Origin of the sequence: Pseudomonas reidholzensis (genome assembly GCF_900536025.1) — a bacterium.
GTDB lineage: Bacteria > Pseudomonadota > Gammaproteobacteria > Pseudomonadales > Pseudomonadaceae > Aquipseudomonas > Aquipseudomonas reidholzensis.
In genome coordinates, this window is record NZ_UNOZ01000037.1 from 168,769 (window position 1) to 191,723 (window position 22,955).

At 65.0% G+C, this 22,955-nt stretch carries 19 protein-coding genes and 1 riboswitch; of the genes, 5 read left to right on the forward strand and 14 right to left on the reverse strand.

The genetic code is table 11. The features are described 5' to 3' along the window. Positions 1-13: 13 nt before the first annotated feature. Positions 14-1,024 (reverse strand): flagellar motor protein MotB, encoded by a 1,011-nt coding sequence (gene motB, locus CCOS865_RS26110; protein ID WP_119146327.1) that lies wholly within the window; start codon positions 1,022-1,024, stop codon positions 14-16. 3 nt (positions 1,025-1,027) lie between these two features. Further along, the gene (gene motA / locus CCOS865_RS26115; RefSeq protein WP_119146329.1) at positions 1,028-1,879 is read right to left on the reverse strand and encodes a flagellar motor stator protein MotA; all 852 of its coding nucleotides are present in this window, start codon (positions 1,877-1,879) and stop codon (positions 1,028-1,030) included. A 130-nt stretch (positions 1,880-2,009) separates the two neighbouring features. Between motA and CCOS865_RS26120 the strand changes: the two genes are divergently transcribed. From CCOS865_RS26120 to asd, 3 genes are read left to right on the forward strand one after another with little or no spacing between them, the layout of a single operon-like run. Beyond that, entirely contained in the window at positions 2,010-3,545 is a 1,536-nt protein-coding gene (locus CCOS865_RS26120) for an HDOD domain-containing protein (RefSeq protein ID WP_119146331.1), read from the forward strand. Positions 3,546-3,592: 47 nt separating this feature from the next. Further along, positions 3,593-4,402, forward strand: coding sequence for a rhodanese-like domain-containing protein (locus CCOS865_RS26125; protein ID WP_119146333.1), 810 nt, complete (start codon positions 3,593-3,595; stop codon positions 4,400-4,402). Positions 4,403-4,411: 9 nt separating this feature from the next. Then, complete coding sequence (gene asd / locus CCOS865_RS26130; protein ID WP_119146335.1) at positions 4,412-5,275, forward strand: archaetidylserine decarboxylase; 864 nt, start codon at positions 4,412-4,414, stop codon at positions 5,273-5,275. Between the two features lie 92 nt (positions 5,276-5,367). Here the strand turns inward: asd and serB are convergent, their stop codons facing one another. After that, the gene (gene serB / locus CCOS865_RS26135; protein ID WP_119146337.1) at positions 5,368-6,582 is read right to left on the reverse strand and encodes a phosphoserine phosphatase SerB; all 1,215 of its coding nucleotides are present in this window, start codon (positions 6,580-6,582) and stop codon (positions 5,368-5,370) included. Positions 6,583-6,717: 135 nt separating this feature from the next. Here serB and CCOS865_RS26140 point away from each other — a divergent pair, with 135 nt between their 5' ends. After that, positions 6,718-8,181 (forward strand): histidine kinase, encoded by a 1,464-nt coding sequence (locus CCOS865_RS26140; protein WP_119146339.1) that lies wholly within the window; start codon positions 6,718-6,720, stop codon positions 8,179-8,181. A gap of 866 nt (positions 8,182-9,047) precedes the next feature. Here CCOS865_RS26140 and CCOS865_RS26145 read toward each other — a convergent pair. From CCOS865_RS26145 to CCOS865_RS26185, 9 genes are all read right to left on the reverse strand, one after another. Continuing rightward, the gene (locus CCOS865_RS26145; protein WP_119146341.1) at positions 9,048-9,758 is read right to left on the reverse strand and encodes a PqiC family protein; all 711 of its coding nucleotides are present in this window, start codon (positions 9,756-9,758) and stop codon (positions 9,048-9,050) included. A gap of 174 nt (positions 9,759-9,932) precedes the next feature. Then, entirely contained in the window at positions 9,933-12,191 is a 2,259-nt protein-coding gene (parC, locus tag CCOS865_RS26150; protein ID WP_119146343.1) for a DNA topoisomerase IV subunit A, read from the reverse strand. A gap of 10 nt (positions 12,192-12,201) precedes the next feature. Beyond that, on the reverse strand, positions 12,202-12,720 hold the full coding sequence (locus CCOS865_RS26155) for a retropepsin-like aspartic protease family protein (RefSeq protein WP_119146345.1): 519 nt from the start codon (positions 12,718-12,720) through the stop codon (positions 12,202-12,204). Further along, positions 12,717-13,703 carry an esterase-like activity of phytase family protein gene (locus CCOS865_RS26160; protein ID WP_119146347.1) on the reverse strand — a complete coding sequence of 329 codons (987 nt, stop codon included), beginning with the start codon at positions 13,701-13,703 and terminating at the stop codon, positions 12,717-12,719. The genes CCOS865_RS26155 and CCOS865_RS26160 overlap by 4 nt, the downstream gene beginning before the upstream one ends. Continuing rightward, a complete protein-coding gene (gene parE / locus CCOS865_RS26165) occupies positions 13,700-15,604 on the reverse strand; it encodes a DNA topoisomerase IV subunit B (RefSeq protein WP_119146349.1) in 1,905 nt (634 codons plus the stop codon). The genes CCOS865_RS26160 and parE overlap by 4 nt, the downstream gene beginning before the upstream one ends. Positions 15,605-15,639: 35 nt before the next feature. Continuing rightward, the gene (locus CCOS865_RS26170; RefSeq protein WP_119146351.1) at positions 15,640-16,248 is read right to left on the reverse strand and encodes a YqiA/YcfP family alpha/beta fold hydrolase; all 609 of its coding nucleotides are present in this window, start codon (positions 16,246-16,248) and stop codon (positions 15,640-15,642) included. A 142-nt stretch (positions 16,249-16,390) separates the two neighbouring features. Further along, positions 16,391-17,200, reverse strand: coding sequence for a 3',5'-cyclic-AMP phosphodiesterase (cpdA, locus tag CCOS865_RS26175; RefSeq protein ID WP_119146353.1), 810 nt, complete (start codon positions 17,198-17,200; stop codon positions 16,391-16,393). Between the two features lie 85 nt (positions 17,201-17,285). After that, the gene (locus CCOS865_RS26180; protein WP_119146355.1) at positions 17,286-17,738 is read right to left on the reverse strand and encodes a DUF1249 domain-containing protein; all 453 of its coding nucleotides are present in this window, start codon (positions 17,736-17,738) and stop codon (positions 17,286-17,288) included. Continuing rightward, a complete protein-coding gene (locus tag CCOS865_RS26185) occupies positions 17,729-18,346 on the reverse strand; it encodes an NUDIX domain-containing protein (protein ID WP_119146357.1) in 618 nt (205 codons plus the stop codon). Before CCOS865_RS26185 ends, CCOS865_RS26180 begins: the two co-directional genes overlap by 10 nt. Before the next feature lie 184 nt (positions 18,347-18,530). Here CCOS865_RS26185 and CCOS865_RS26190 point away from each other — a divergent pair, with 184 nt between their 5' ends. Continuing rightward, positions 18,531-19,277: an RsiV family protein gene (locus CCOS865_RS26190; RefSeq protein ID WP_119146359.1), complete on the forward strand. Its 747-nt coding sequence runs from the start codon at positions 18,531-18,533 to the stop codon at positions 19,275-19,277. Here CCOS865_RS26190 and cytX read toward each other — a convergent pair. Further along, positions 19,246-20,529 (reverse strand): putative hydroxymethylpyrimidine transporter CytX, encoded by a 1,284-nt coding sequence (gene cytX, locus CCOS865_RS26195; RefSeq protein ID WP_119146361.1) that lies wholly within the window; start codon positions 20,527-20,529, stop codon positions 19,246-19,248. The two genes, CCOS865_RS26190 and cytX, sit on opposite strands and share 32 nt — an antisense overlap. 127 nt (positions 20,530-20,656) lie before the next feature. Further along, positions 20,657-22,543, reverse strand: coding sequence for a phosphomethylpyrimidine synthase ThiC (gene thiC / locus CCOS865_RS26200; RefSeq protein ID WP_119146362.1), 1,887 nt, complete (start codon positions 22,541-22,543; stop codon positions 20,657-20,659). Between the two features lie 158 nt (positions 22,544-22,701). Beyond that, a riboswitch (TPP riboswitch) is annotated at positions 22,702-22,808 on the reverse strand. Positions 22,809-22,955 lie beyond the last annotated feature (147 nt).

The window sequence follows — 22,955 nt, forward strand, 5'->3', positions numbered from 1 at the left end:
CCAACCCGAGCGGTTATTCCTTGGGTTCATCCATCTTCAGCGTACCGTCCTCGAAGATATTCATCTTCTGGCGCAGCTCGCGTGGCTGCATCGGTGCCTGTTCGGCTGGCGCTGCCGGTGCAGCAGCGCCCGGCGCGGCAGGTGCATCACTGGCCGGTGGCGCGTCAGGTGTGCCCTGCTCGCCCTCGATGTTGCGCTGGGCCTTCTTGGTCAGGACGATGATGTCGATGCGCCGGTTGACCGGGTTGAACGGGTTCTTGCGGTCGAACAGCGACGACGACGCATAGCCCACCACCCGCGCCACCTGATCATCCGGATAACCGCCGGCGACCAACGCGCGACGCGCGGCGTTGGCACGGTTGGCCGACAGCTCCCAGTTGCCATACTCACCGCTGCCGGCATACGGCTTGGCATCGGTGTGGCCGCTGACGCTGATCTTGTTCGGCACCGCCTTGATGGTGTCGGCCATGGCCAGCAGGATGTCTTCGAAGTACGGCTGCAAGCGGGCACTGCCGATGTCGAACATCGGCCGGTTCTCGGCGTCCATGATCTGGATGCGCAGGCCGTCCTGGGTGATCTCGAAGAGGATCTGGTCCTTGAACTTCTGCAGTTGCGGGTTTTCTTCGACCTTGTTCTGCAGCTCTTGCAGCAGCAGGTTCAGCCGCTCCTGTTCGACCTGCTCGGCCATGCTCTCGACCTGGTCCTGGTTCAGCTGAACGCTGCTCTCAGGGGTTGGATCGGACTTCACTTCCGGGTTGATGGTCTTCTCCGGCGCCAGCTCTGGCGAGCCGCCCAGGTCGATGACGTAGGGCGTGCCGCTTTCGGAGAAGCCGATCGGGTCCTTGAAGTAGCCGGCAATGGCGATCTTCTGCTCCGGGGTGGCCGTGGACATCAGCCACAGCACCAGGAAGAACGCCATCATGGCCGTGGCGAAGTCGGCGAAGGCGATCTTCCACGCGCCGCCGTGGTGACCGCCGTTGAAGCGCTTGACGCGCTTGATGATTATCGGCTGATTGTTTTCCATGACTCAGCGACCGCGAACTGCTTGTTCCAGCTCGGCGAAGCTTGGGCGATGCTTGGGATACAGCACTTTGCGCCCGAACTCGACGGCCAGCGAAGGCGGCATGCCAGAGGCAGAAGCAACCAGCGACGCCTTGATCGACTCGTACAGGTTGACCTCTTCCTTGGCGTCGTGCTCCAGGCACTTGGCCAGCGGGCCGAAGAAGCCGTAAGCGGCGAGAATACCGAAGAAGGTACCGACCAGTGCCGCACCCACGTGCTTGCCGATCGCCGCCTGGTCGCCTTCACCCAGCGAGGCCATGGTCACCACGATACCCAGTACCGCCGCGACGATACCGAAGCCTGGCATGCCGTCGGCGATACCGTTGACCGCATGGGAAGGATGCTCCAGCTCCTCCTTCATGCTCAGCAGCTCCATGTCGAACAGGCCTTCGAGCTCGTGCGGCGCCATGTTGCCGGTGGACATGATGCGCAGGTAGTCGCAGATGAACGCAGTCATGCGCTCATCGCCCAGCACCGCCGGGTATTTTGCGAAGATCGGGCTGGCCGAGGCGTCTTCGATATCCGCCTCGATCGCCATCATGCCTTCGCGGCGGCTCTTGTTGAGGATCTCGTAGACCAGGCCCAGCACTTCCAGGTAGAAGGTGTGGGTGAAGCGCGAGCCGAACATCTTCAGCGACTTCTTGGCCACGTGCATGGTCATGTAGCCGGGGTTGGCCTGCAAGAACGCGCCAAAGGCTGCACCGCCGATGATGAGCACTTCGAACGGCTGGATCAGCGCCGCGATCTGGCCGTGGGAGAGCACGTAACCCGCGAGTACGCTCGCGAATACGACGATGATGCCGATAATTTTAGCCATAGGTTCAAAGCACTTGAAGTCGAGGTCAGGGTCGGGGACGGGAGCTTTAAAACTCTTCTTCTACTTATCGGCAGAACTGCGCCAGACTATAGCCACTCTAAGCGAAAAGCCAGTTCGGACTGATGTCAAAATGCCAATTGAAACCAAGGTACCAGGCCAGAACCCGCGCACACTCGAGGGTTGGATAAAGCTGCTGGATGGCGTCCGCCTACCGGTGCCCAAAGAGAGCCACGACCGTGTGCTGGCTGCGATCAATGACAATCGCCGGTCGTTGCGCGACATCGCCGAACTGATGCAAGACAGCCCGGCCCTGGTGCTCTCGGTGATGCGCGAGGCCAACCACCCGACCAACGCCAGCCAGGCCGAGCCCGCCGAAAGCCTGGAGATCGCCCTCAACCGCCTGGGCCTGGAACGCAGTGCGCAATTGCTGGCGCGCCTGCCGGCACTGCCCGGCGATGAGATCCCGCCGGTGCTGCGCCAGTTCGTGCTGATCAGCCAGCATGCCGCGCAGCAGGCCAGCGGCCTGTTCGCCAGCCGCCTGGCGCGGCTGTGGCAAGAGATTCACTGGGGCAGCCTACTGTTCCTGTCGCCGCTGTGGCCGTTGGCGCTGACCTACCCGAAGCTACTAGACAGCTGGGAGCTGCGGGTTATCCACAAGGGCGACAACGCCGCCCAGGTCGAGCTCGAGCTGTTCGGCGTGCGCCTCATGGAGCTCTGCCAGGCCGTGGCCAGCCACTGGCGGTTGCCTGGCTGGGTGACCCAGGGCTATCGCCTGCTGACCACCGAGCGCGAGCTGCTGGCGCAGGTGTTCAACGTCGCCCGCGACCCCGACAGCCTCAGCCAGCAGCATCGCCTCGACGAAGAGCCCGGCCTGCGCCGCTGGTTCAACCAGCCGGCCAACACCGTGCTGCTGGCCAACGGCCTGGCGCTGTCGGCCCAGGTCGGCTGGGACAACCCGCACCTGCTGCGCTGGCAACTGCTGACCGCGCTGTACCTGCAGACCACGCTCGACGACGTCCAGCAGCAGGTTCACCAGCAGGCCGCGGCCAGCGCCCGCCATCATGCCCGCGACGCGCTGTTCCACCCGGCCGAGGCGCTGATCTGGCCGTGGCACCAGCGTCGCCCGCACCCGGACATGCTCACCCCGCCGCCACCGCCCGCCGAAGCGCTGGAGCGCTGGCGCACGCTGTGCGGCGCACTGCTGGCGCAGCCCAGCCCGTTCAGCAACGGCGTGCACCTCGCCACCCAGGCCTGCGACGCGCTGCTGGCCTGTGGCATGCAACGCGTCATGCTGCTGATGCATGACAAGGCCAACGACGTCCTGCGGGTGCAGCAAAGCGCCGGCCTGGCCAAGGAGGCCGCGGCACTGACCCTGCCCGTCGCGCAGAACAAACTGTTGCAGCGTTTGACAAGCCAGGCCGGCCAACTGCGCCTGACACCCGACAACCACGCGCAATTTGCCGCGCTGCTGCCCGCGCCGCTGCGCGCCGTGTGGCGTGGCGAGCACCTGTTGCTGCGCTCGCTGGCGGTCAATGGCCAGGTCGTGATGCTGATGATCGCCGACCAGGGCGGCCGGCCGCTGGCCGATGTCGGCGTGCAGGCCTTTGGCAAGACCGCGCAGTGCGTGGAGCGTGCATTGGCCACCTTCGCCACCCGCAATGCGTGAGCCTTGGGCTACAATCGCCCTCTTGTCCTGCCCCCTGGAGACTGTGGATGACTGACTTTTCCGGCTTGCCGCTGGTGATCGAACCGGCCGAGCTGTTGCCGCGCCTGGATTCGCCACAGCTGATCCTGGTCGATCTGACCAGTGCCAACCGTTATGGCAGCGGGCACATCCCCGGCGCGCGCTTCGTCGAACCCAAGCGCACCCAGCTAGGCCAGCCGCCGGCGCCCGGCCTGTTGCCGGCCCGCGCCGACCTGGAAAAACTGTTCGGCGAGCTCGGCCACCGTGCCGACGCGGTGTATGTGGTCTACGACGATGAAGGCGGCGGCTGGGCCGGGCGTTTCATCTGGCTGCTCGATGTCATCGGCCATTCGCAGTACCACTACCTCAATGGCGGCATCCAGGCGTGGCCGGCAGACAAGCTCTCGACCGAGGTGCCAGCCAGTGCTGGCGGCCCGGTGCAGCTGACCCTGCATGCCGAGCCCACGGCCACTCGCGAGTACCTGCAAAGCCGCCTCGGCGCCGCTGACCTGGCCATCTGGGACGCCCGCGCGCCGGGCGAATACCGCGGCGAAAAGGTCCTGGCGGCCAAGGGCGGGCACATCCCGGGCGCGATCAACTTCGAATGGACCGCCGGCATGGACTTGAATGACCACCTGCGCATCCGCAAGGACATGGCGCAGGTCCTCACCGGCCTGGGCATCACGCCGGACAAGGAAGTGATCACCCACTGCCAGACCCACCACCGCTCCGGCTTCACCTACCTGGTGGCAAAATCCCTCGGCTACCCACGGGTCAAGGCGTACGCCGGCTCCTGGGGTGAATGGGGCAACCACCCGGACACGCCTGTAGACGTTTAAGGAAACCCAATGAAATCCCGCTTGTTCATCATCAGCCAGTACCTGCTGCCGCACCACCTGCTGTCGCGGTTGGCCGGCTGCGTCGCCGAGTGCCGTGCGCGCTGGTTCAAGAATGCCTTCACCGCCTGGTTCGCCAAGCGCTACCAGGTCAACATGAGCGAGGCGCTGGTCGAAGACCTCAGTGCCTACGAGCATTTCAACGCCTTCTTCACCCGCGCCCTGAAGCCGGGCGCGCGCCCGCTGGATGAAACCCCGGGTGCCATCCTCTGCCCGGCCGACGGCGCAGTGAGCCAGCTCGGCCCGATCGAGCACGGCCGCATCTTCCAGGCCAAGGGCCACGGCTACAGCGCGCTGGAGCTGCTGGGCGGCGACCCGGCGCTGGCCGCGCCGTTCATGGGCGGCGAGTTCGCCACCATCTACCTGTCGCCAAAGGACTACCACCGCGTGCACATGCCGCTGGCCGGCACCCTGCGCGAGATGGTCTATGTGCCGGGCAAGCTGTTCTCGGTGAACCAGACCACGGCGGAAAACGTGCCGGAGCTGTTCGCGCGCAACGAGCGCGTGGTGTGCCTGTTCGATACCGAGCGCGGGCCAATGGCGGTGGTGTTGGTTGGCGCGATGATCGTGGCATCTATCGAGACCGTCTGGGCTGGGCTGGTGACGCCGCCCAAGCGTGAGCTGAAGACCTTCCGCTACGACGACGCGAGCCGTGCGCCGATCCATCTGGAGAAGGGTGCCGAGCTGGGCCGCTTCAAGCTGGGCTCGACGGCGATCGTGCTGTTCGGGCCGGAGCAGGTCAAGTGGGCACAGAACCTCGGTGCGGGTTCGGCGGTGCGCATGGGTGAGCTGCTGGCGGTGCCTGAGCAGGCGTGACACCCGGGTAATCAAAAAGGCCCTGCATGACGCGAGTCATGCAGGGCCTTTTTGTTTGCGGGCACCGTCTCAGGCCCCTGGCCAGATACCGATCAGCTGCGAGCGTCGCGGTCGCGCACGCCCAGCAGGTACAGCACGCCATCCAGCCCCAAGGTCGAGATCGCCTGCTTGGCCGACTGGCGAACCAACGGCTTGGCCCGGAACGCCACACCCAACCCGGCCAACGACAACATCGGCAGGTCGTTGGCGCCATCCCCCACGGCGATGGTCTGTGCCAGCTGCAAGCCTTCCTTGTTCGCCAGCTCCTGCAGCAGGTCAGCCTTGCGCTGGGCATCGACGACCGGTTCGATGGCAACGCCAGTGACCTTGCCGTCGACCACTTCCAGCTCGTTGGCAAACACGTAGTCGATACCCAGGCGCGCCTGTACCTGCTTGGCGAAGTAGGTGAAGCCGCCCGACAGGATCGCGGTCTTGTAACCCAGGCGCTTGAGCTCGGCGAACAGGTTCTCGGCACCTTCGGTCAGGCGCAGCGAAGCGCCAATCTGGTCCAGCACCGCGACGTCCAGGCCCTTGAGCAGCGCCATGCGCTCCTTGAAGCTGGCGCGGAAGTCGAGCTCGCCGCGCATCGCCCGCTCGGTGATCGCCGACACCTGCTCGCCGACACCCGCAGCCTTGGCCAGCTCATCGATGACCTCGGCCTCGATCAGCGTCGAGTCCATGTCGAACACCGCCAGACGGCGGTTACGGCGGAACAGGTCGTCTTTCTGGAAGGCGATGTCGACCGCCAGTGCCTCAGACAGCGCGAAGAAGTCGGCGCGCATCGCCTGGGCGTCGCTCGGCTCTCCCCGTACGGAAATTTCCAGGCAGGCCTTGCCGTGCTCGCTCGGCGCATTCAGCGCGACCCGTGCCGACAGGCGCTCGATGCGTTCGATGGTCAGGCCGTACTGGCTGATCACTGCACTGACCCGCTGCAACTGCTCGGGGGTGACCTTGCGGCTCAACAGCGTCACGATTTGACGCGCTTCGCCCTGACTGTCGGCCCACTGCTGGTAATCGGCTTCGGAGATCGGCGTGTAACGCGCCTGCAGGTTCAGTTCGTGAGCCTTGGCCTGCACGCTCTGCAGCAGCTGGGTGGCCACTTCGTTGTCTGGAATATCGACCAGAATGCCGAACGACAAGGTGCCGTGCATCACCGCCAGGCCGATGTCGAGGATGTTCACACCGCCCTGGAGCAGGACGCCGGTGATGGCCGCAGTGAGACCGGGACGGTCCTCACCGGTGATGTTGATCAGGACGATTTCGCGCAAGACCGGGCTCCGATTTCGATGAAAAATGCGTATTCTACCGACTTTCAGTGACTATCGGGCGCCGCTTACACTTTGCCGACAAATGCCGGGTCGCTATACTGCGCAGCACTTTCTCGCCATAAAGAGCCGCGCTCTGTGAACCGGCCCACGCCAGTCAAATCCGATAATTTCTTCCTGATGCTCTTCCATGCCCTGCGCCAGCGTCGCGTACCCCTGGCATTGCGCATCGCCAGCACCAACATTTTCCTGGTGGCCATGGCGCTGGTGATCTACGCCTGCGTGATGGGGTTGCAGTTCAAGCAGGCCATGCACGAGCAGGCGGACGCCTTGGGCCAGAGTCTGACCATCCAGACCGCGACCTCGGCCACCGAACTGCTGGTGTCCAACGACATCCTCAGCCTCAATGTGCTGCTCGGCAACCTGGTGAAGAACCCGTTGGTGGCCCATGCGGCGATCTACAGTGTCGACAACCGGATCCTCGCCGAGGCCGGCCAGCGCCCGAAAAACAGCCTGTTGGGCGAAGCCGAAGGCCTCTACCAGACCAAGATCACCTTCCAGGACGTGACCGCCGGGCAACTGCGCATCAGCCTGGACATGAGCCAGTTCCAGCAGCCCATGCTGATCAGCCTGCAAAGCATGGGCATCCTCGCCGCGATCCTGCTGGTGCTGGCCTTGACCCTCAGCCTGCGCCTGGGCCGCTATATCTCTACGCCTCTGCTGCAACTGCGGGTCTGGCTGCGTGATCCGCACCCGTACACCCCAGGCATCGACCGCCAGGACGAAATCGGCGACCTCGCCCGCCAGCTGCACGCGCGCCTGGCGCCACCGCCGCCGCCTGAGCCCGAGGAAGAAGAAGAGGACTACGAAGACGGCTTCGATGACGTGCACGACGCACCGCTCGCCGCCAAGGCTGCGCCACGGGCCAAGGTCGTCGCGCAACAGGACGACGAGGACGATGATGCCTTCGCCGGGCTGATGGACAGCGAAGAAACCACCGCCAAGCCCGCCCCAGCGACCTCCAACGAGCCGCAGTACAGCGCGGTCCTGGCCGTTCAGCTGGGCTCGCAGGAGCAACTGCGGCGCCTGCCGCGCACGCGCCTGACCGAGCTGCTGGAGCGCTACCGTGATTGCCTGGAGCAAGCGGCCTCGCTGTACGAGGGCGAGACCTTCACGCTCAACGACGGCAGTACCCTGCTGCTGTTCCACAGCCGCGACAGTGGTGAGGACTACCTGACCAACGCCATCTGCTGCGGCGAGCTGTTGCGCGCCTTGGGCCATGCCCTGCAGATCGAGGTGGCCGACAGCGGCATCACCCTGCAACTGCAACTGGGCCTGACCCTGGGGGACGACCTGCAAGGGTTGGAACAGGTCGACCTGCTGATGGCCGAGAAGGCCCAGGATGCCCTGGCGCTGTCACAGCACAGCCGCAACCTGCTGCTGGTCGAGCGGCAGATCACCGACGATGCGCTGGTGCGCCAGCGTGCGCGCATTCGGCCGATTGCCAGCCCTGAAGGCGCGTGCTGCGTGGAGCGCTTGATGGAGCCTTATCCGTCGATGCTGGAGCGGCAGTTGGCGCGGATGCACGAGCGCCGGGCCTGACACAGCCTTGAGTGCCCCCGGCACTCTTCAGCAGCCACAAAAAAGCCCGCATCGCTGCGGGCTTTTTTGTTCTTCCGCATGCGCTTGCGCTTGCCGATTGGGGGCTTATCCGTTCGATGTAGCGGCGCTTATGGCCCCTTCCGCCCTTACGGCGGGTCACTTTTTTTCTTGGAAAAAAGTAACCAAAAACCGCCGGCTCCCACATACGGCCCTCCGCTGCGCTACGGGTTCCCTCACTCCGGTCTTGCTCCCGCGTGGACCGGGCTGTACGGGCCTTCCTGGCCCGCAGCCCTTGCCGGCCTTCCTGGCCGTCACCCCGCTCCGCAAGACCTCCGTTCGGCCTCCTGAGGTCGCCAAGTTACGGGCGGCGTCTGGGCTGGCGTTATCTTCGATAGTGGCAATGGTGGAGGAAGCTTGGCCTCTTCGCGGGTAAACCCGCTCCCACAGGGACCGCGGTGGCCTTACGGTCAGCAGAGAACCTGTGGGAGCGGGTTTACCCGCGAAGAGGCCGGAACTGCCAATGCAAATTCTGGCGCTGACGCGCCATACCGCCCTTATAAACAAGCGAGAGCGAAGCGATTCGCCAGCCGTTGCCCTGGCCTTTGATCTGGCTTGTGATCTTGATCTACTGCGACTTCAGGAGGCCGAACGGAGGTCCTCGCGGGAGCAAGACCGGAGTGAGGGAACCCGTAGCGCAGCGAAGGGCCGGATGTAGGAGCAAGCGGTTTTTGGTTACTTTTTTCCAAGAAAAAAAGTGACCCGCCGTAAGGGCGGAAGGGGCCAGCAGCAGCCCCCCATCAACCGGATAAGCTCGCTAATCGAAACGCGCCACCAGCGGCTGAAGAACCTTTATTGTGTCTGGAGGCTCAGAACCTGAACACTTCCATATCGGTACGGATCGGCGAAGCCATCGGGATCTTCGACTTCTCCGGCGCCTTCTTCACCTGAACCGGCGCAGCCGGCTTTTTCGGTGCCTCTTCAGCCAGCGCAGGCTGGTTGGCCAGCGGCTTGACCGCGCTGCTCAACTGCTCTGCCAGCTTCTGCAGCAACTGCCCCTGCGCCTGCACCTGGGCAGACTCGCTGCCTTCATGCTGCTGCTCGAGGTGCACGATACGGTTGTCACGCACGTTGCCGCGGCGATCGAGCAGGCGCCACTGGGCGTCAAGGATCGCCGGCTGGTTCTTGCCGGAATCAAGCCGGGTGATCGACAGCAGCACCTGCACGTCGGGGGCAAAGCCGCTGCTGGCCGGGGCCAGGACAACACGCTGGCTGTCCAGGCGCCAGGCGAGCTGACGCACCAGCAGCTGGTCGATATCCGACGAAAGGCTGCCGGCCCAACGACCGTTGATCGCCGACGTCAGGCTGCCATCAGCCTGACGCTGCAGGAACGTTTCGCGCTGCAGGTAGTCGGCAACCGATACCGGGCCGAGCACCACAGCCATGCCCGCGCTCTGCGAAGGCTGGCCAGGATCACCGCTGTCCAGCTGATACAGGGCAACCGGCTGGTGCATGCTGCACCCGCTCAGGCCCAGCAAGCCAGTCATCAACAGCGCAAATGGAAGGCGCAGAAGTTTCATCATCCCATCCAGGCGGCCGCCACTCGGCACACCGCAGTGATACATATGTAGAGTCTTCTGGGCGCTCAGCCACGCTGGCGCCACAGGGGCACTATCATCCGCGAAATAGCCGTCCGACTCCAGTGTTTCCGCCGGTAACAGCGCTGAAATTGCCGTTTCAGACGATTCGCGCGGTCAGTTCGGGGGCTCCACCAGCAGCCCGTCAACCCGCTGGAAGCCGCGTGGCAGCTTGCTGCCGCGTCGGCCGCGCTCACCCTTGTAGTGCTCCAGATCGTCGGGTTTCAAAGACAGGGTACGCTTGCCTGCCTGCAATACAAGGGTCGAGCCCTCGCTGATCACGGCCAGGTCGGTAACATACTCTTCACGGCTGGCGACTCGCTCACCCGGCACGCCGATGATCTTGTTGCCCTTGCCCTTGCCCAGCTGTGGCAGGTCGGCGACCTTGAACACCAGCAACCGGCCTTCGGTGGTGACCGCCGCCAGCCAGTCCTGCTCGCGATTGGCCACTGGCCGCGGGGTAATCACCTTGGCGCCGTTGGGCAGGCTGAGCAGGCCCTTGCCGGCCTTGTTCTTGGCCTGCAGGTCTTCGCCCTTGACCACGAAGCCGTAACCGGCGTCCGAGGCCACCACGTACAGGGCATCGTCCTCGGGCAGCAGCACGCACTCGAAGGTGGCGCCCGGTGGCGGGGTCAGGCGGCCGGTCAGCGGCTCGCCCTGGCCACGCGCCGAAGGCAGCGTGTGGGCCGCCACCGAATAGCTGCGGCCCGTCGAGTCGATGAGCACGGCAAACTGGTTGGAACGCCCGGTTGCGGCGGTCTTGAAACCATCGCCGGCCTTGTAGGAAAGGCCCGTGGCGTCGATATCGTGGCCTTTGGCGCAACGTACCCAGCCTTTCTCCGAGAGCACCACGGTGACCGGCTCGGTCGGCATCAGCTCGTTTTCCGAGAGCGCCTTGGCTTCAGTGCGCTCGACGATCGGCGAGCGGCGGGCGTCGCCGTAGGTTTCGGCGTCCTTGATCAATTCGCTACGGACCAGCTTGCGCAGCTTGGCGTCGCTGCCGAGCAGGGCCTGCAGCTTGGCCTGCTCCTTGAGCAGCTCGTCCTGCTCGCCGCGGATCTTCATCTCTTCCAGGCGCGCCAGCTGACGCAGGCGGGTCTCGAGGATGTATTCGGCCTGGATCTCGGTCAGCTCGAAGCGGGCGATCAGCGCCTGCTTGGGGTGCTCCTCGGTGCGGATGATGTGGATCACTTCATCCAGGTTGAGGAACGCGGTGAGCAAACCGTCCAACAGGTGCAGGCGCCGCTCGACCTTGTCCAGGCGGTGCTGCAGGCGGCGACGGACGGTACCGATACGGAACTGCAGCCACTCCTGGAGCAAGGCCCGCAGGTTTTTCAGCTGCGGCCGGCCGTCGAGGCCGATGATATTGACGTTGACCCGGTAGCTGCTCTCCAGGTCGGTGGTAGCAAACAGGTGCTGCATCAGCTCATCGGCGTCGATCCGGTTGGAGCGCGGGATGATGACGATGCGGCAGGGGTTCTCGTGGTCCGACTCGTCACGCAGGTCGGCGACCATCGGCAGCTTCTTGGCCTGCATCTGTGCGGCGATCTGCTCGAGCACCTTGGCCCCGGACACCTGGTGCGGCAGCGCGGTGACGACGATATCGCCGTCCTCGACACGGTACACGGCGCGCATGCGGATCGAGCCCTTGCCGCTCTCGTACATCTTCAGGATGTCGGCGCGGGGGGTGATGATCTCGGCTTCGGTCGGGTAATCCGGGCCCTGGATATGCTCGCACAGCTGCTCGAGGGTGGCCTTGGGCTCATCCAGCAGGCGCACGCAGGCACTGGCCACTTCGCGCAGGTTGTGCGGCGGCACGTCGGTGGCCATGCCCACGGCGATCCCGGTGGTGCCGTTGAGCAGGATGTTCGGCAGGCGCGCCGGCAGTACGGCCGGTTCCTGCAGGGTGCCGTCGAAGTTCGGCACCCAGTCGACGGTGCCCTGGCCGACTTCAGTGAGCAGGACTTCGGAGTAACGCGACAGGCGCGCCTCGGTGTAGCGCATGGCCGCGAAGGACTTCGGATCGTCCGGCGCACCCCAGTTGCCCTGGCCGTCGACCAGCGTATAGCGGTAGCTGAACGGCTGGGCCATCAGCACCATGGCTTCGTAGCAGGCGGAGTCGCCGTGCGGGTGGAACTTGCCGAGCACGTCGCCGACGGTACGCGCCGACTTCTTGTGCTTGGAATCGGCATCCAGGCCCAACTCGCTCATGGCATAGATGATGCGCCGCTGGACCGGCTTGAGGCCGTCGCCGATGTGCGGCAGGGCGCGGTCCATGATCACGTACATGGAGTAGTTGAGGTAGGCCTGTTCGGTGAAGTCAGCCAGGGAGCGGCGTTCGACGCCGTCGAGACTGAGTTCCAGTGAGTCGCTCATGCGGGCCTCGTCATTTCAGGTTCTGGCGCAACAGCATGCTGCCGCCGCGCTGGGTAAATTCAAGTTGTTTCAGGGCACTCATGCCCAGCAATACGGTTTCGCCGTCCAGGCCCGGGACCACCAGCGCGCGCACGTCGCGCAGGCGAATGTCGCCCAGTTGCAGGCTGTCCAGGCGGGTGCGGTAGCCCTCGGTGCGGCCATTGGCGGTGCTCAGTATCACCGGCGCACCGCGCTGCAGGTTCATGCCATTGGCCAGCGACTCGGGGATCGCCACGTCGGTGGCACCGGTATCGAGCATGAAATGCACCGTCTGGCCATTGATCGCGCCGTCGGCGACGAAATGGCCCTGGCCGTTGCTCAACAGCCGCACTTCGATAAAGCCTTCGCCCTGGGTGGACTGCGGCTGGGCATTGGGATTTTGCTGACGGTCCTCCCATTGGCCGAAAAAGCGCGTGGCAAGGAACATCGCCGCCGCCCAGGCGACCACCATCAGTACCCTGCCCGCGCGCTTGCCGGCCGCCTGACTCATGACTTGGCGCTCCAGCCACCGTGCGGGGCGGCGAAGCGCCAGACGATCGGCCGCGACTCGCCATCGGCGCGGTCGCCATTGTTGTTGTCCAGGCCGATCCAGGCGCCTTTGCCATCGATGACCAGGCCCTCGGCAAGGCCGAACGGCTGATCATAGCGGCGTGACGGCTGCAAGGCATCGACCGCGAACGACCAGCAGCGCTCGACCTGGCCGCTGTCGGCGTCACGCCGGCAAATACGGTAGGCGTTGCGCTCCAGGGTGAACAGCTTGCCGTCATACCAGGCCAGGTCGGCGAAGTCGCGCGAGCGTGGCTGCGGATTGGGCATCTGTGGCGGCTGCATCTCGACCCCGGCTTCGCTGAGCAGCACGCAGCTGCGCCCGCAGGTCCACACCGACTGCTGGCGCTGCACCGCGACCAGGCCGCGGCGCTCACGCTCGGCGGCCAGCCACAGGCGGTCGCCCGCCGGGTTGATCGCCACGCCTTCGAACAGTGCATTGAAGTGCAGCAGCATGCCACTGGCGCGGGCCTGACGGACCATCACCGGGTCGATCTTCAACCAGTCGGGCTGGCCCTCGAGCGGCAACTGCAGCACCGCCGCATGGGCCTCGCTGACCAGGTAGAAGTTGCCTGCCTGATCGCAGCTGATACCCTCGAAATCCAGCGCGCCGCCGCGCACGTGGGCCACTGCCCAATGGCGCGCCTTCAGGCCCCAGGGCAGGCCACTCTCCGGCACCGGCGGTGGCGTGAAGGTCAACGCCTGGGCACGCCAGACGCCGTCCTGCTGGTCGAGCCGGTAGATGCGATCGTCGTCCCGGTCGGAAACGCCCCACAGGGCGCCGCGGCACCAGGCCAGGCCGGACAGGTTACCGCCGCGCATGCCGTCGATCGGATGCTCGGCGGTGAGTTTCAGCTCTGGCCAGTTACCGGCAAGGCTCGGCGCCGCAAGCAGCGCCAGCACCGCTGTCAGAAACAGACGGATCAAACCATGACCTCGGCCAGGTTGCCTTTGGTCTCCAGCCAGCTCTTGCGATCACCGGCGCGCTTCTTCGCCAGCAGCTTGTCCATCAGCTCGCAGGTCGCCTCGACGTCGTCCAAGGTCAGCTGGACCAGGCGCCGGGTGTTCGGGTCCATGGTGGTCTCGCGCAGCTGCGGCGGGTTCATCTCGCCCAGGCCCTTGAAGCGGGTGACCTGCGGCTTGCCGCGCTTCTTCTCGGCGACCAGCCGATCAAGAATGCCGTCGCGCTCAGGCTCGTCGAGGGCGTAGTAGATTTCCTTGCCGAGGTCGATGCGGTACAGCGGCGGCATCGCCACGTAGACATGCCCGGCCTCGACCAGCGTGCGGAAGTGCTGGACGAACAGCGCACACAGCAGGGTGGCGATGTGCAGGCCGTCGGAGTCGGCGTCGGCGAGGATGCAGACCTTGCCATAGCGCAGCTGGGACAGGTCGGTGGCACCCGGATCGACGCCGATGGCGACGGCGATGTTGTGCACTTCCTGGCTGGCGAGCACTTCGCCACCGTCGACTTCCCAGGTGTTGAGGATCTTCCCGCGCAGCGGCAGGATGGCCTGGAATTCCTTGTCCCGCGCCTGCTTGGCCGAACCACCGGCGGAGTCACCCTCGACCAGGAACAGTTCCGAGCGCATCGGGTCCTGGCCGGCGCAATCCGCCAGCTTGCCGGGCAGCGCCGGGCCCTGGGTGATGCGCTTGCGCTCGACCTTCTTGCTCGCCTTGAGGCGCCGGCCAGCGTTGCTGATGGCCAGCTCGGCGAGCTGCATGCCCAGCTCCGGATGGCCGTTGAGCCACAGGCTGAAGGCATCCTTGACCACCCCGGAGACGAACGCCGCCGCTTCACGCGACGACAGGCGCTCTTTGGTCTGCCCGGAGAACTGTGGCTCCTGCATCTTCATCGACAGGACGAAGCTGATCCGCTCCCAGATGTCTTCCGGCGCCAGCTTGACCCCGCGTGGCAACAGGTTGCGGAACTCGCAGAACTCGCGCATGGCGTCGAGCAGGCCCTGGCGCAGGCCGTTGACGTGGGTGCCGCCCTGGGCCGTGGGGATCAGGTTGACGTAGCTTTCCTGGACACTGTCACCGCCCTCGGGCAGCCACAGCAGGGCCCAGTCGACGGCTTCCTTGTTGCCGGCCAGGCTGCCGCAGAACGGCTCGTCGGGCAGCCGCGGGAACTCGCTGACCGAGTCGACCAGGTACGAGCGCAGGCCGTCCTCATAGTGCCATTCGACTTTTTCGCCGCTGGCCTTGTCCTCGAAGCTAATGGACAGGCCCGGGCACAGCACGGCCTTGGCCTTGAGCACATGCTTGAGGCGGCTGATGGAAAATTTCGGCGAATCGAAATACTTCGGGTCAGGGCTGAAATACACGCTGGTGCCGGTGTTGCGCTTGCCAACGCTACCGACAACTTCCAGCTCGGTGGCCTTGTAGCCATCGGCGAAGGTCATCTGGTACTCGTTGCCGTCGCGCTTGACCCGCACCCGCACCTGCGTCGACAGGGCGTTGACCACCGAAATGCCGACGCCGTGCAGGCCCCCGGAGAACTGGTAGTTCTTGTTCGAGAACTTGCCACCGGCGTGCAGCTTGGTGAGGATCAATTCGACGCCAGAGACGCCTTCTTCCGGGTGGATGTCCACCGGCATGCCGCGGCCGTCGTCGCTGACTTCCAGCGAATGGTCGGCATGCAGCACGACCTGCACCGAACGGGCGTGACCGGCCAGGGCTTCGTCGACACTGTTGTCGATGACTTCCTGGGCGAGGTGGTTCGGCCGGCTGGTGTCGGTGTACATGCCCGGACGCTTGCGAACCGGGTCGAGGCCGGAGAGGACTTCGATGGCGTCTGCGTTATAGGCGCTAGCGCTGGGATTGGCCATGGGTTCTCGTCGTCAGTCTGGTGAGTGCGAAAAAATCAAAATTCAGCAAAATCGAGCGCCGCATACTGCCCGCGGGCGATACCGGCGAAGGCCAGCAACGCCGGCAGGCGCTCGCTGAAACCTTGGAAACTGTGGTCGCCGCCCGCCTCGATGCGCAGGGCACAGGCCCGGTAGTAAGCCTCGGCGTGGCGATAGTCGAGGGTTTCATCGGCCGTCTGCAACCACACTTGATAGCGGCTGGCGTCGGTCGGCGCGGGGACTTCCAGCTCGGCCAGGGCCTGCACGTGGTCCAGGGTCAGTTCCCAGGGCTCGTCGGTGTACAGGTTGCGCTGGGTGCCCAGGTAACCGTCGAACAGCCGGTGTGGGGCGACCGCCGGGTTGACCAGCAGGGCCTTGAGGCCGTGGCGCTGCGCCAGGTAAGTGGCATAGTAGCCGCCGAGTGAACTGCCCACCAGCAAGGGCGCGCCGAGCTCATCGATGGCGCTTTCGAGCTGGGCGATGGCCTGGCGCGGGTGGTGGTGCAGCGCGGGCACGCGCAACTGCGCGGACAGGCCCAGCTGCTGCATCACGGCCTCGAGCTGGCGCGCCTTGGTCGACAAGGGCGAGCTGTTGAACCCATGGATATAAAGGATGGAACCCGACATGCTGCCCCCGGAGTCTGCTGCGGCGCGCCCTCCTGTAGGGGCGCAGGGACGCGCAGTGTAGCGTGTTCGCTGGGCGTTGGCGTAGCTTAGGGATTTTCGCAACACTTTCCCCAGGCCTGGCGGGGCTGCTGCACGGCCCCGGTCAATAACCCGCGCTGTCAAAATCCAGTTTTACCTCGAAGTCGCGCGCGCGCTCCACGCCCGTCTCCAGCCGACCATCGGCATGCAGGCGAAGCCAGCGATACCCCGGCTGCTCCTCGCTGACCTTGAAGTCCTCGCTGTGCGGCGCGAACTGGATGCAGGTGGACGGCGTGGCCAGGAAGCGCACGCCGTCGCGCAGTTCATCCCACGCCTGGTGAATATGGCCCCAGAGGACCGCCCTGACCTGCGCATGCTGGCGTACCCGCTGCAACAGCGCATCGGCATTGCGCAGGCCGATCGGCTCGATCCAGGCACAACCGATGTCCACCGGCTGATGATGGCAGCACACCAGGCAGTGGCGCTCGCCGGCCGTGGCCAAGGCGTCGTCGAGCAGCGCCAACTGAGCGTCTGCGAGCAGGCCGTGGGTCGCGCCGAGCACCGCCGAATCGAGCATGACGATGCGCCAGCCACCGATATCGGTCACCGCCTGGACCAGGTCACTGCCCTGCGCCACCTCGGCCATCACCCGCGCCTCGTCATGATTGCCGGGCAACCACCGCGTGGGCACGGCAAACGCCGCGGTCATCTGGCGAAACGCCTGGTACGCCGCCACACTGCCGTCCTGGGTCAGGTCGCCGGTGCACAGCAGCAGGTCGATCTGCGGCTGCTCGCGCTGCACCTGGGCGATCACGTGGCGCAGGCTGTCGCGCGTATTGAGGCCCAGCAGGGTGCCCGCCGGGTCGGCGAACAGATGGGCGTCGGTCAGTTGCACCACATGCAGCGGCGCGGGGGGATGGTTGGGCTGCGGCAACGGCCGTCTCCTCAAGCGGATTCAGGGCGATTATCGCCGCTGACGGGTTTCGAGCAAACACTCGAAACCGATCCAGCTCACATTTTCAGCGTACCGCTACCAGTTCATGGCCGCAGGCCAGGCAATGACTCAGCCATTCGCCGAGAAACAGGTTGAGCTGGGCCTTCTCGTCCGGCTGATGCATCGCCTCGTTGGGGTACGGATAGATGCTGCGAAACCGCCGGGCGTGCTCGGCGCTGACCACTTCGGCCATGCGCGCATCGTGATACACCTGAACTTCCAGCTGCGGCACCGGCAACCACGGCAGGCTGTGCTCCTGACGCACCCGCAAGGTGGTGGTATACGGGCAGGACAACACCACATCGAGCACCAGCACGCCGAGCATCTGGTCGCCCTGGGTCATGCCGATACGGCGCGAACTCGGGGTGCTGCGCATGTCCGGGAGCAAACGCATCAGGCGGGCATAGTTGGCCTCGCAGGCTGACTGCAGCCCGACCAGATCGACCCGATAACGCTCGCGCAGCAGGTTCACTTCCACATACCTCGTACTTCGTCTCTGTTCAGCGCCAGCCACTGCAGGCCAATGATCGTCGCCGCGTTACAGATACGTCCATCGCGTACGGCCTGCAGCGCGTCCTCGAACGACCACACCCGCACACGGATATCCTCACCCTCTTCTTCCAGCCCATGCAGGCCGCCGGCGCCCTCGCTGATGCAACGCCCGAGGAACAGGTGGACGAATTCGTCGCTGCCGCCCGGCGACGGGAAGTAGCGGGTCATCGGCCACAGGGCGGCAAACGTCAGCCCGGCTTCCTCGTCGGCCTCGCGGTGGGCGACCTCCTCAGGCTGCTCGTCCTTGTCGATCAGGCCGGCGACCATCTCGATCAGCCAAGGGTTGTCGACCTTGCCCATGGCACCGACGCGGAACTGCTCGATCAGCACCACCTCGTCGCGTTGCGGGTCGTAGGGCAGGACACACACCGCATCGTGACGCACGAACAGCTCGCGGCTGATTTCACGGCCCATGCCACCGGCGAACAGCTCGTGGCGCAGGTGCACCTTGTCGAGCTTGTAGAAGCCTTGGAAACAGTTCTCGCGCTTGACGATCTCGACCGCCCTTGGCACTGAAATTGACGTGTCTGTCATGGAAATCCTCGTTACCTCTAATGCTGCATCGCGCCATCCTACTCTGCGTGCCGCCCGGTTTCATCCCTTTCCAGCGACCGTTCGTGCGACCGGGACAGCTCGGCTTCTGTCTGTTAGCTTAGTGGCGAACCGAAGGCTTTGCCGACGGTCCAAGGCCGACTATTCCTGTTCTGCAAGGATCATCATGACGCTTGTCAAACTGACTTCCGTGGCTGTGCTGGCAGTGGCCCTGAGCGCCTGCCAAAGCCTCTTCGCACCCAACTATCGGGCCCCGCTCGAGGTCAAGCGCGAAGCCTGGGAGCACGTCAAGCCGGGCTGCAGCGAGAGCGACTGCCCGCTGGTGAACATCGACACCGTGCACTTCCCTGACCTGCCCAAGCTCGACGCCATCGTCGAGAGCCGCCTGCTGCAACTGACCGAGGACAACCAGCGCAGCACCACCCCGACCTCGCTCAAGGCCTATGAAACGCAGTACCTGGCCAGCGCCGAGAAGCGCAACAGCAGCTACCTGCAAGCCAAGGTACGCGAGCAGCATGACGGGCTGGTGATCGTCGAATTCTCCAGCTACCTGGACAGCGGTGGCGCCCACGGCATGCCCGGGCGCGCCTTCATCAACTATTCGCGCAAGCAGGACAAGGTCCTGACCCTGCAGGACATGCTGGTGGCCGGCCAGGAAGAGACGTTCTGGAAGACCGTCGAAGAGTCGCACCGGGCCTGGATGATCAGCACCGGCATGGACAAGGACGCGGAATTCGTCAAGACCTGGCCGTTCAAGAAGTCCCCGCACATCGCCCTGACCTATGGTGCGGTCGTGGTGAAGTACGAGGTCTATGCCATTGCGCCCTACTCCATGGGCCACATCGAACTGAAAATCCCCTACCCGCGCCTGAACGGCGTGCTCAAGCCTGAGCTGTTTCCCGGGCGCGGTTGACGCTCAACAGCCCATACAGCACACCTGCCAGCAGCAACGCCGGCAGGGTCGCGCCCAGCTCGGGTGCCTGGCTGGCCATCAGGTGATAAGCCGCCACGCCCACCGCCCAGGACAGCAGCGCTTGCCAGTGCAGCCCGTCGACCTGGGTCGGCAGCTGCCGGCGGCGGATCACGAAGTGGTCGATCAGCACCACGCCGAACAGTGGCGCGAACACCGAACCGATCAACAGCAGGAAGTTTTCGTACTGGGCCAGCGGTGCCAGGTAGGCGATCAGCGTGCACAGCACACCGATGGCCAGGGCCAGGTGCTCGACCTTGATGCGCACCAGCAGGCCGGTCGAGACCGCGCCGGAGTGGATATCGGCAAAGGCGTTTTCGGTTTCGTCGAGCAGGATCAGCAACAGCGGGATACCCAGCCCGGCACCGGCCAGCGCCAGCAGCAGCGCATTGGCTTCACCGCTCGGGGCGAAGGCCAGGGTGTAGGCCACGCCCAGGCTCATCAACCAGGCATTGCCGAGGAAATAACCCAGCACCGTGCCGCTGAACACCCGGCTGGCGCGTCCGGCGAAGCGTGAATAGTCGGCGATCAACGGCAACCACGACAGCGGCATGGCGATGACGATGTCAAAGCCCACCGCCAGCGACATCGAACCGTCACCGGCACGTGCCCAGATAGCCGCCAGGTCAGCCTTGGCAAAGAGGTTCCAGGTCAGCCACAGGCAGGCACCGATCAGCAGCCAGATGCCCCATTTGCGCAGGATCTTGCGCACGAAGGTCAGCGGCCCGCAGATGGCCAGCAGGGTCGCCAGCGCACCGAAGCACAGGGTCCACAACAACGGGCTGGTCCACACGCTGTCGGCACCGAACGCGCGCGCGCCAAGCAGGCTGGCGGCGTCGCGCATGACGATGATCTCGAACGAGCCCCAGCCGATCAGCTGTAGCAGGTTGAGCACCGCCGGCAGGCGTGCGCCATGGCCGCCGAGGGTCAGGCGCAGGGTGCCCATGGCCGACAGGCCGGTGTCGCTGCCGATCACCCCGGCCGCCGCCAGCAGCAGCACGCCCACCGCGGTGCCGAGGACGATCGCCAGTACCGCGCCCGCCAGGCCCAGGCCGGGGGCGAGCATGGCGCCGACCTGCAGCACCATCAGGCCGGTGCCAAGGGAGAACCACAGGACGAACAGGTCACGCGCGCCGAACAGGCGCTGGCTGGCAGGGATCGGGTGATCGGGTGAGAAATGGCTGGGGGTGGTCATGCTTGGGCTCGCCGGAATTAGTGTCGGGGGTTACACAAGGCCGCTCCCACAAGGATCAGCAACGCTGCAAATCCCTGTGGGAGCGGCCTTGTGTCGCGAAAGGGCCGCAGAGCGGCCCCGCGTTACATCAGACTTTCTGGTACAGCTGGCTACCGGCCTGACGGAAGCGCTCGGACTGCTCGCGCATGCCCTCTTCAACCGACACATCCACCGCCTCGATGCGCTGGTTGGCCGCGTACTCGCGGACCTCCTGGGTGATTTTCATCGAGCAGAACTTCGGCCCGCACATCGAGCAGAAGTGGGCGACCTTGGCCGATTCCTTGGGCAGGGTCTCATCGTGGTAGGCGCGCGCGGTGTCCGGGTCCAGGCCCAGGTTGAACTGGTCCTGCCAGCGGAATTCGAAGCGCGCCTTGGACAGTGCGTTGTCGCGGATCTGCGCGCCCGGGTGGCCCTTGGCGAGGTCAGCGGCGTGCGCCGCGATCTTGTAGGTGATGATGCCGGTCTTGACGTCATCCTTGTTCGGCAAGCCCAGGTGCTCCTTGGGGGTCACGTAGCACAGCATGGCGCAACCGAACCAGCCGATCATTGCCGCCCCGATGCCGGAGGTGATGTGGTCGTAGCCGGGCGCGATGTCGGTGGTCAGCGGGCCAAGGGTGTAGAACGGCGCCTCGTCACAGCACTCCAGCTGCTTGTCCATGTTCTCCTTGATCAACTGCATCGGCACATGGCCCGGGCCTTCGATCATGCACTGGACATCGTGCTTCCAGGCGATCTTGGTCAGCTCGCCAAGGGTCTCCAGCTCACCGAACTGGGCGGCGTCGTTGGCGTCGGCGATCGACCCCGGACGCAGGCCATCGCCGAGCGAGAAGCTGACGTCGTAGGCCTTCATGATTTCGCAGATTTCGTCGAAATGGGTGTAGAGGAAGTTCTCCTGGTGATGCGCCAGGCACCACTTGGCCATGATCGAGCCGCCGCGGCTGACGATGCCGGTGACCCGCTTGGCGGTCAGCGGTACATAGCGCAGGAGCACGCCGGCATGGATGGTGAAGTAGTCCACGCCCTGCTCGGCCTGTTCGATCAGGGTGTCGCGGAACAGCTCCCAGGTGAGGTCTTCGGCGACCCCGCCGACTTTTTCCAGGGCCTGGTAGATCGGCACGGTGCCGATCGGTACCGGCGAATTGCGGATGATCCACTCGCGGGTTTCGTGGATGTGCTTGCCGGTCGACAGGTCCATGACCGTGTCCGAACCCCAGCGGATGCCCCAGGTCAGCTTGGCCACTTCTTCCTCGATCGAGGAACCGAGGGCGCTGTTGCCGATGTTGCCGTTGATCTTCACCAGGAAGTTGCGGCCGATGATCATCGGCTCGAGCTCGGTGTGGTTGATGTTGGCCGGGATGATCGCGCGACCGCGGGCGATCTCCTCACGGACGAACTCGGCAGTGATCTCCTTGGGGATGCTCGCACCAAAGCTGTGGCCGGCGTGCTGCTGGTCCAGCAGGCCGGCGGCGCGGGCTTCCTGCAGCTTCATGTTCTCGCGGATGGCGACGTATTCCATCTCGGCGGTGATGATGCCCTGGCGCGCGTAGTGCATCTGCGTGACGTTGGCCCCGGCCTTGGCCCGGCGCGGGTTGCGCACATGGGCGAAGCGCAGCTTGGTCAGCTCGGCGTCGCTCAGGCGCTGTTGGCCGAAGTTCGAGCTCAGGCCGGCCAGGCGCTCGGTGTCGCCGCGGTCGTCGATCCAGGCCGAGCGCACGTCGCCCAGGCCCTTGCGCACGTCGATGATGACGGCGGGGTCGGTGTACGGGCCGGAGGTGTCGTAGACCAGCACCGGCGCATTGGTCTCGCCGCCGAAGTCGGTGGGGGTATCGTCGAGGCTGATTTCACGCATGGGCACGCGAATATCGGGGCGCGAGCCTTCGACATAGATCTTGCGCGAACGGGTGAAGGGTTGCACGGACTGCTGATCGACTTGTGCCGATTCGCTGAGGTTGATCGCTTTTTCTTGTTTGGTCATCACAGGCTCCAGACGGCTTCCTAGCGGCGGAATGTCGGGGAGAACCTGAAAGACGCGGACGCACCCCATGAGATGGGTGCCGTGCCGGATACCTGGAGTGCCATGAGCGTGGTGCGCTGCTCGACAAATCCCGGACCTGACACAAGAGACTCGCCGGGAAAGCGAGAAATCTTGTTCCCTACGCAGGCGCTAACCTGATCAGGTTCAACGGGATCCGCAACTTTGCGATCTCAGCCTTTGCATCAAGGCACCCCGACAAGAACATGCGCAGTCTAGACTGGAGTGGCAGCCAAAGCCAAGGGGGCTTGCAGGCAGGATGATGAAAGGCGTGCCGAACGGATTGTTGCCAACGGCGCGCGGCACTACACTGGCGCATCGCTCGAAACTCAACAGTTCAGTAATTAAAACTCGT

Bases quoted from the DNA above. Each gene is read 5' to 3' on its own strand.
- motB (WP_119146327.1), bottom strand. From the start codon at position 1,024: ATGGAAAACAATCAGCCGATAATCATCAAGCGCGTCAAGCGCTTCAAC.
- motA (WP_119146329.1), bottom strand. From the start codon at position 1,879: ATGGCTAAAATTATCGGCATCATCGTCGTATTCGCGAGCGTACTCGCG.
- CCOS865_RS26120 (WP_119146331.1), top strand. From the start codon at position 2,010: ATGCCAATTGAAACCAAGGTACCAGGCCAGAACCCGCGCACACTCGAG.
- CCOS865_RS26125 (WP_119146333.1), top strand. From the start codon at position 3,593: ATGACTGACTTTTCCGGCTTGCCGCTGGTGATCGAACCGGCCGAGCTG.
- asd (WP_119146335.1), top strand. From the start codon at position 4,412: ATGAAATCCCGCTTGTTCATCATCAGCCAGTACCTGCTGCCGCACCAC.
- CCOS865_RS26145 (WP_119146341.1), bottom strand. From the start codon at position 9,758: ATGAAACTTCTGCGCCTTCCATTTGCGCTGTTGATGACTGGCTTGCTG.
- parC (WP_119146343.1), bottom strand. From the start codon at position 12,191: ATGAGCGACTCACTGGAACTCAGTCTCGACGGCGTCGAACGCCGCTCC.
- CCOS865_RS26155 (WP_119146345.1), bottom strand. From the start codon at position 12,720: ATGAGTCAGGCGGCCGGCAAGCGCGCGGGCAGGGTACTGATGGTGGTC.
- parE (WP_119146349.1), bottom strand. From the start codon at position 15,604: ATGGCCAATCCCAGCGCTAGCGCCTATAACGCAGACGCCATCGAAGTC.
- CCOS865_RS26170 (WP_119146351.1), bottom strand. From the start codon at position 16,248: ATGTCGGGTTCCATCCTTTATATCCATGGGTTCAACAGCTCGCCCTTG.
- CCOS865_RS26185 (WP_119146357.1), bottom strand. From the start codon at position 18,346: ATGACAGACACGTCAATTTCAGTGCCAAGGGCGGTCGAGATCGTCAAG.
- CCOS865_RS26190 (WP_119146359.1), top strand. From the start codon at position 18,531: ATGACGCTTGTCAAACTGACTTCCGTGGCTGTGCTGGCAGTGGCCCTG.
- cytX (WP_119146361.1), bottom strand. From the start codon at position 20,529: ATGACCACCCCCAGCCATTTCTCACCCGATCACCCGATCCCTGCCAGC.
- thiC (WP_119146362.1), bottom strand. From the start codon at position 22,543: ATGACCAAACAAGAAAAAGCGATCAACCTCAGCGAATCGGCACAAGTC.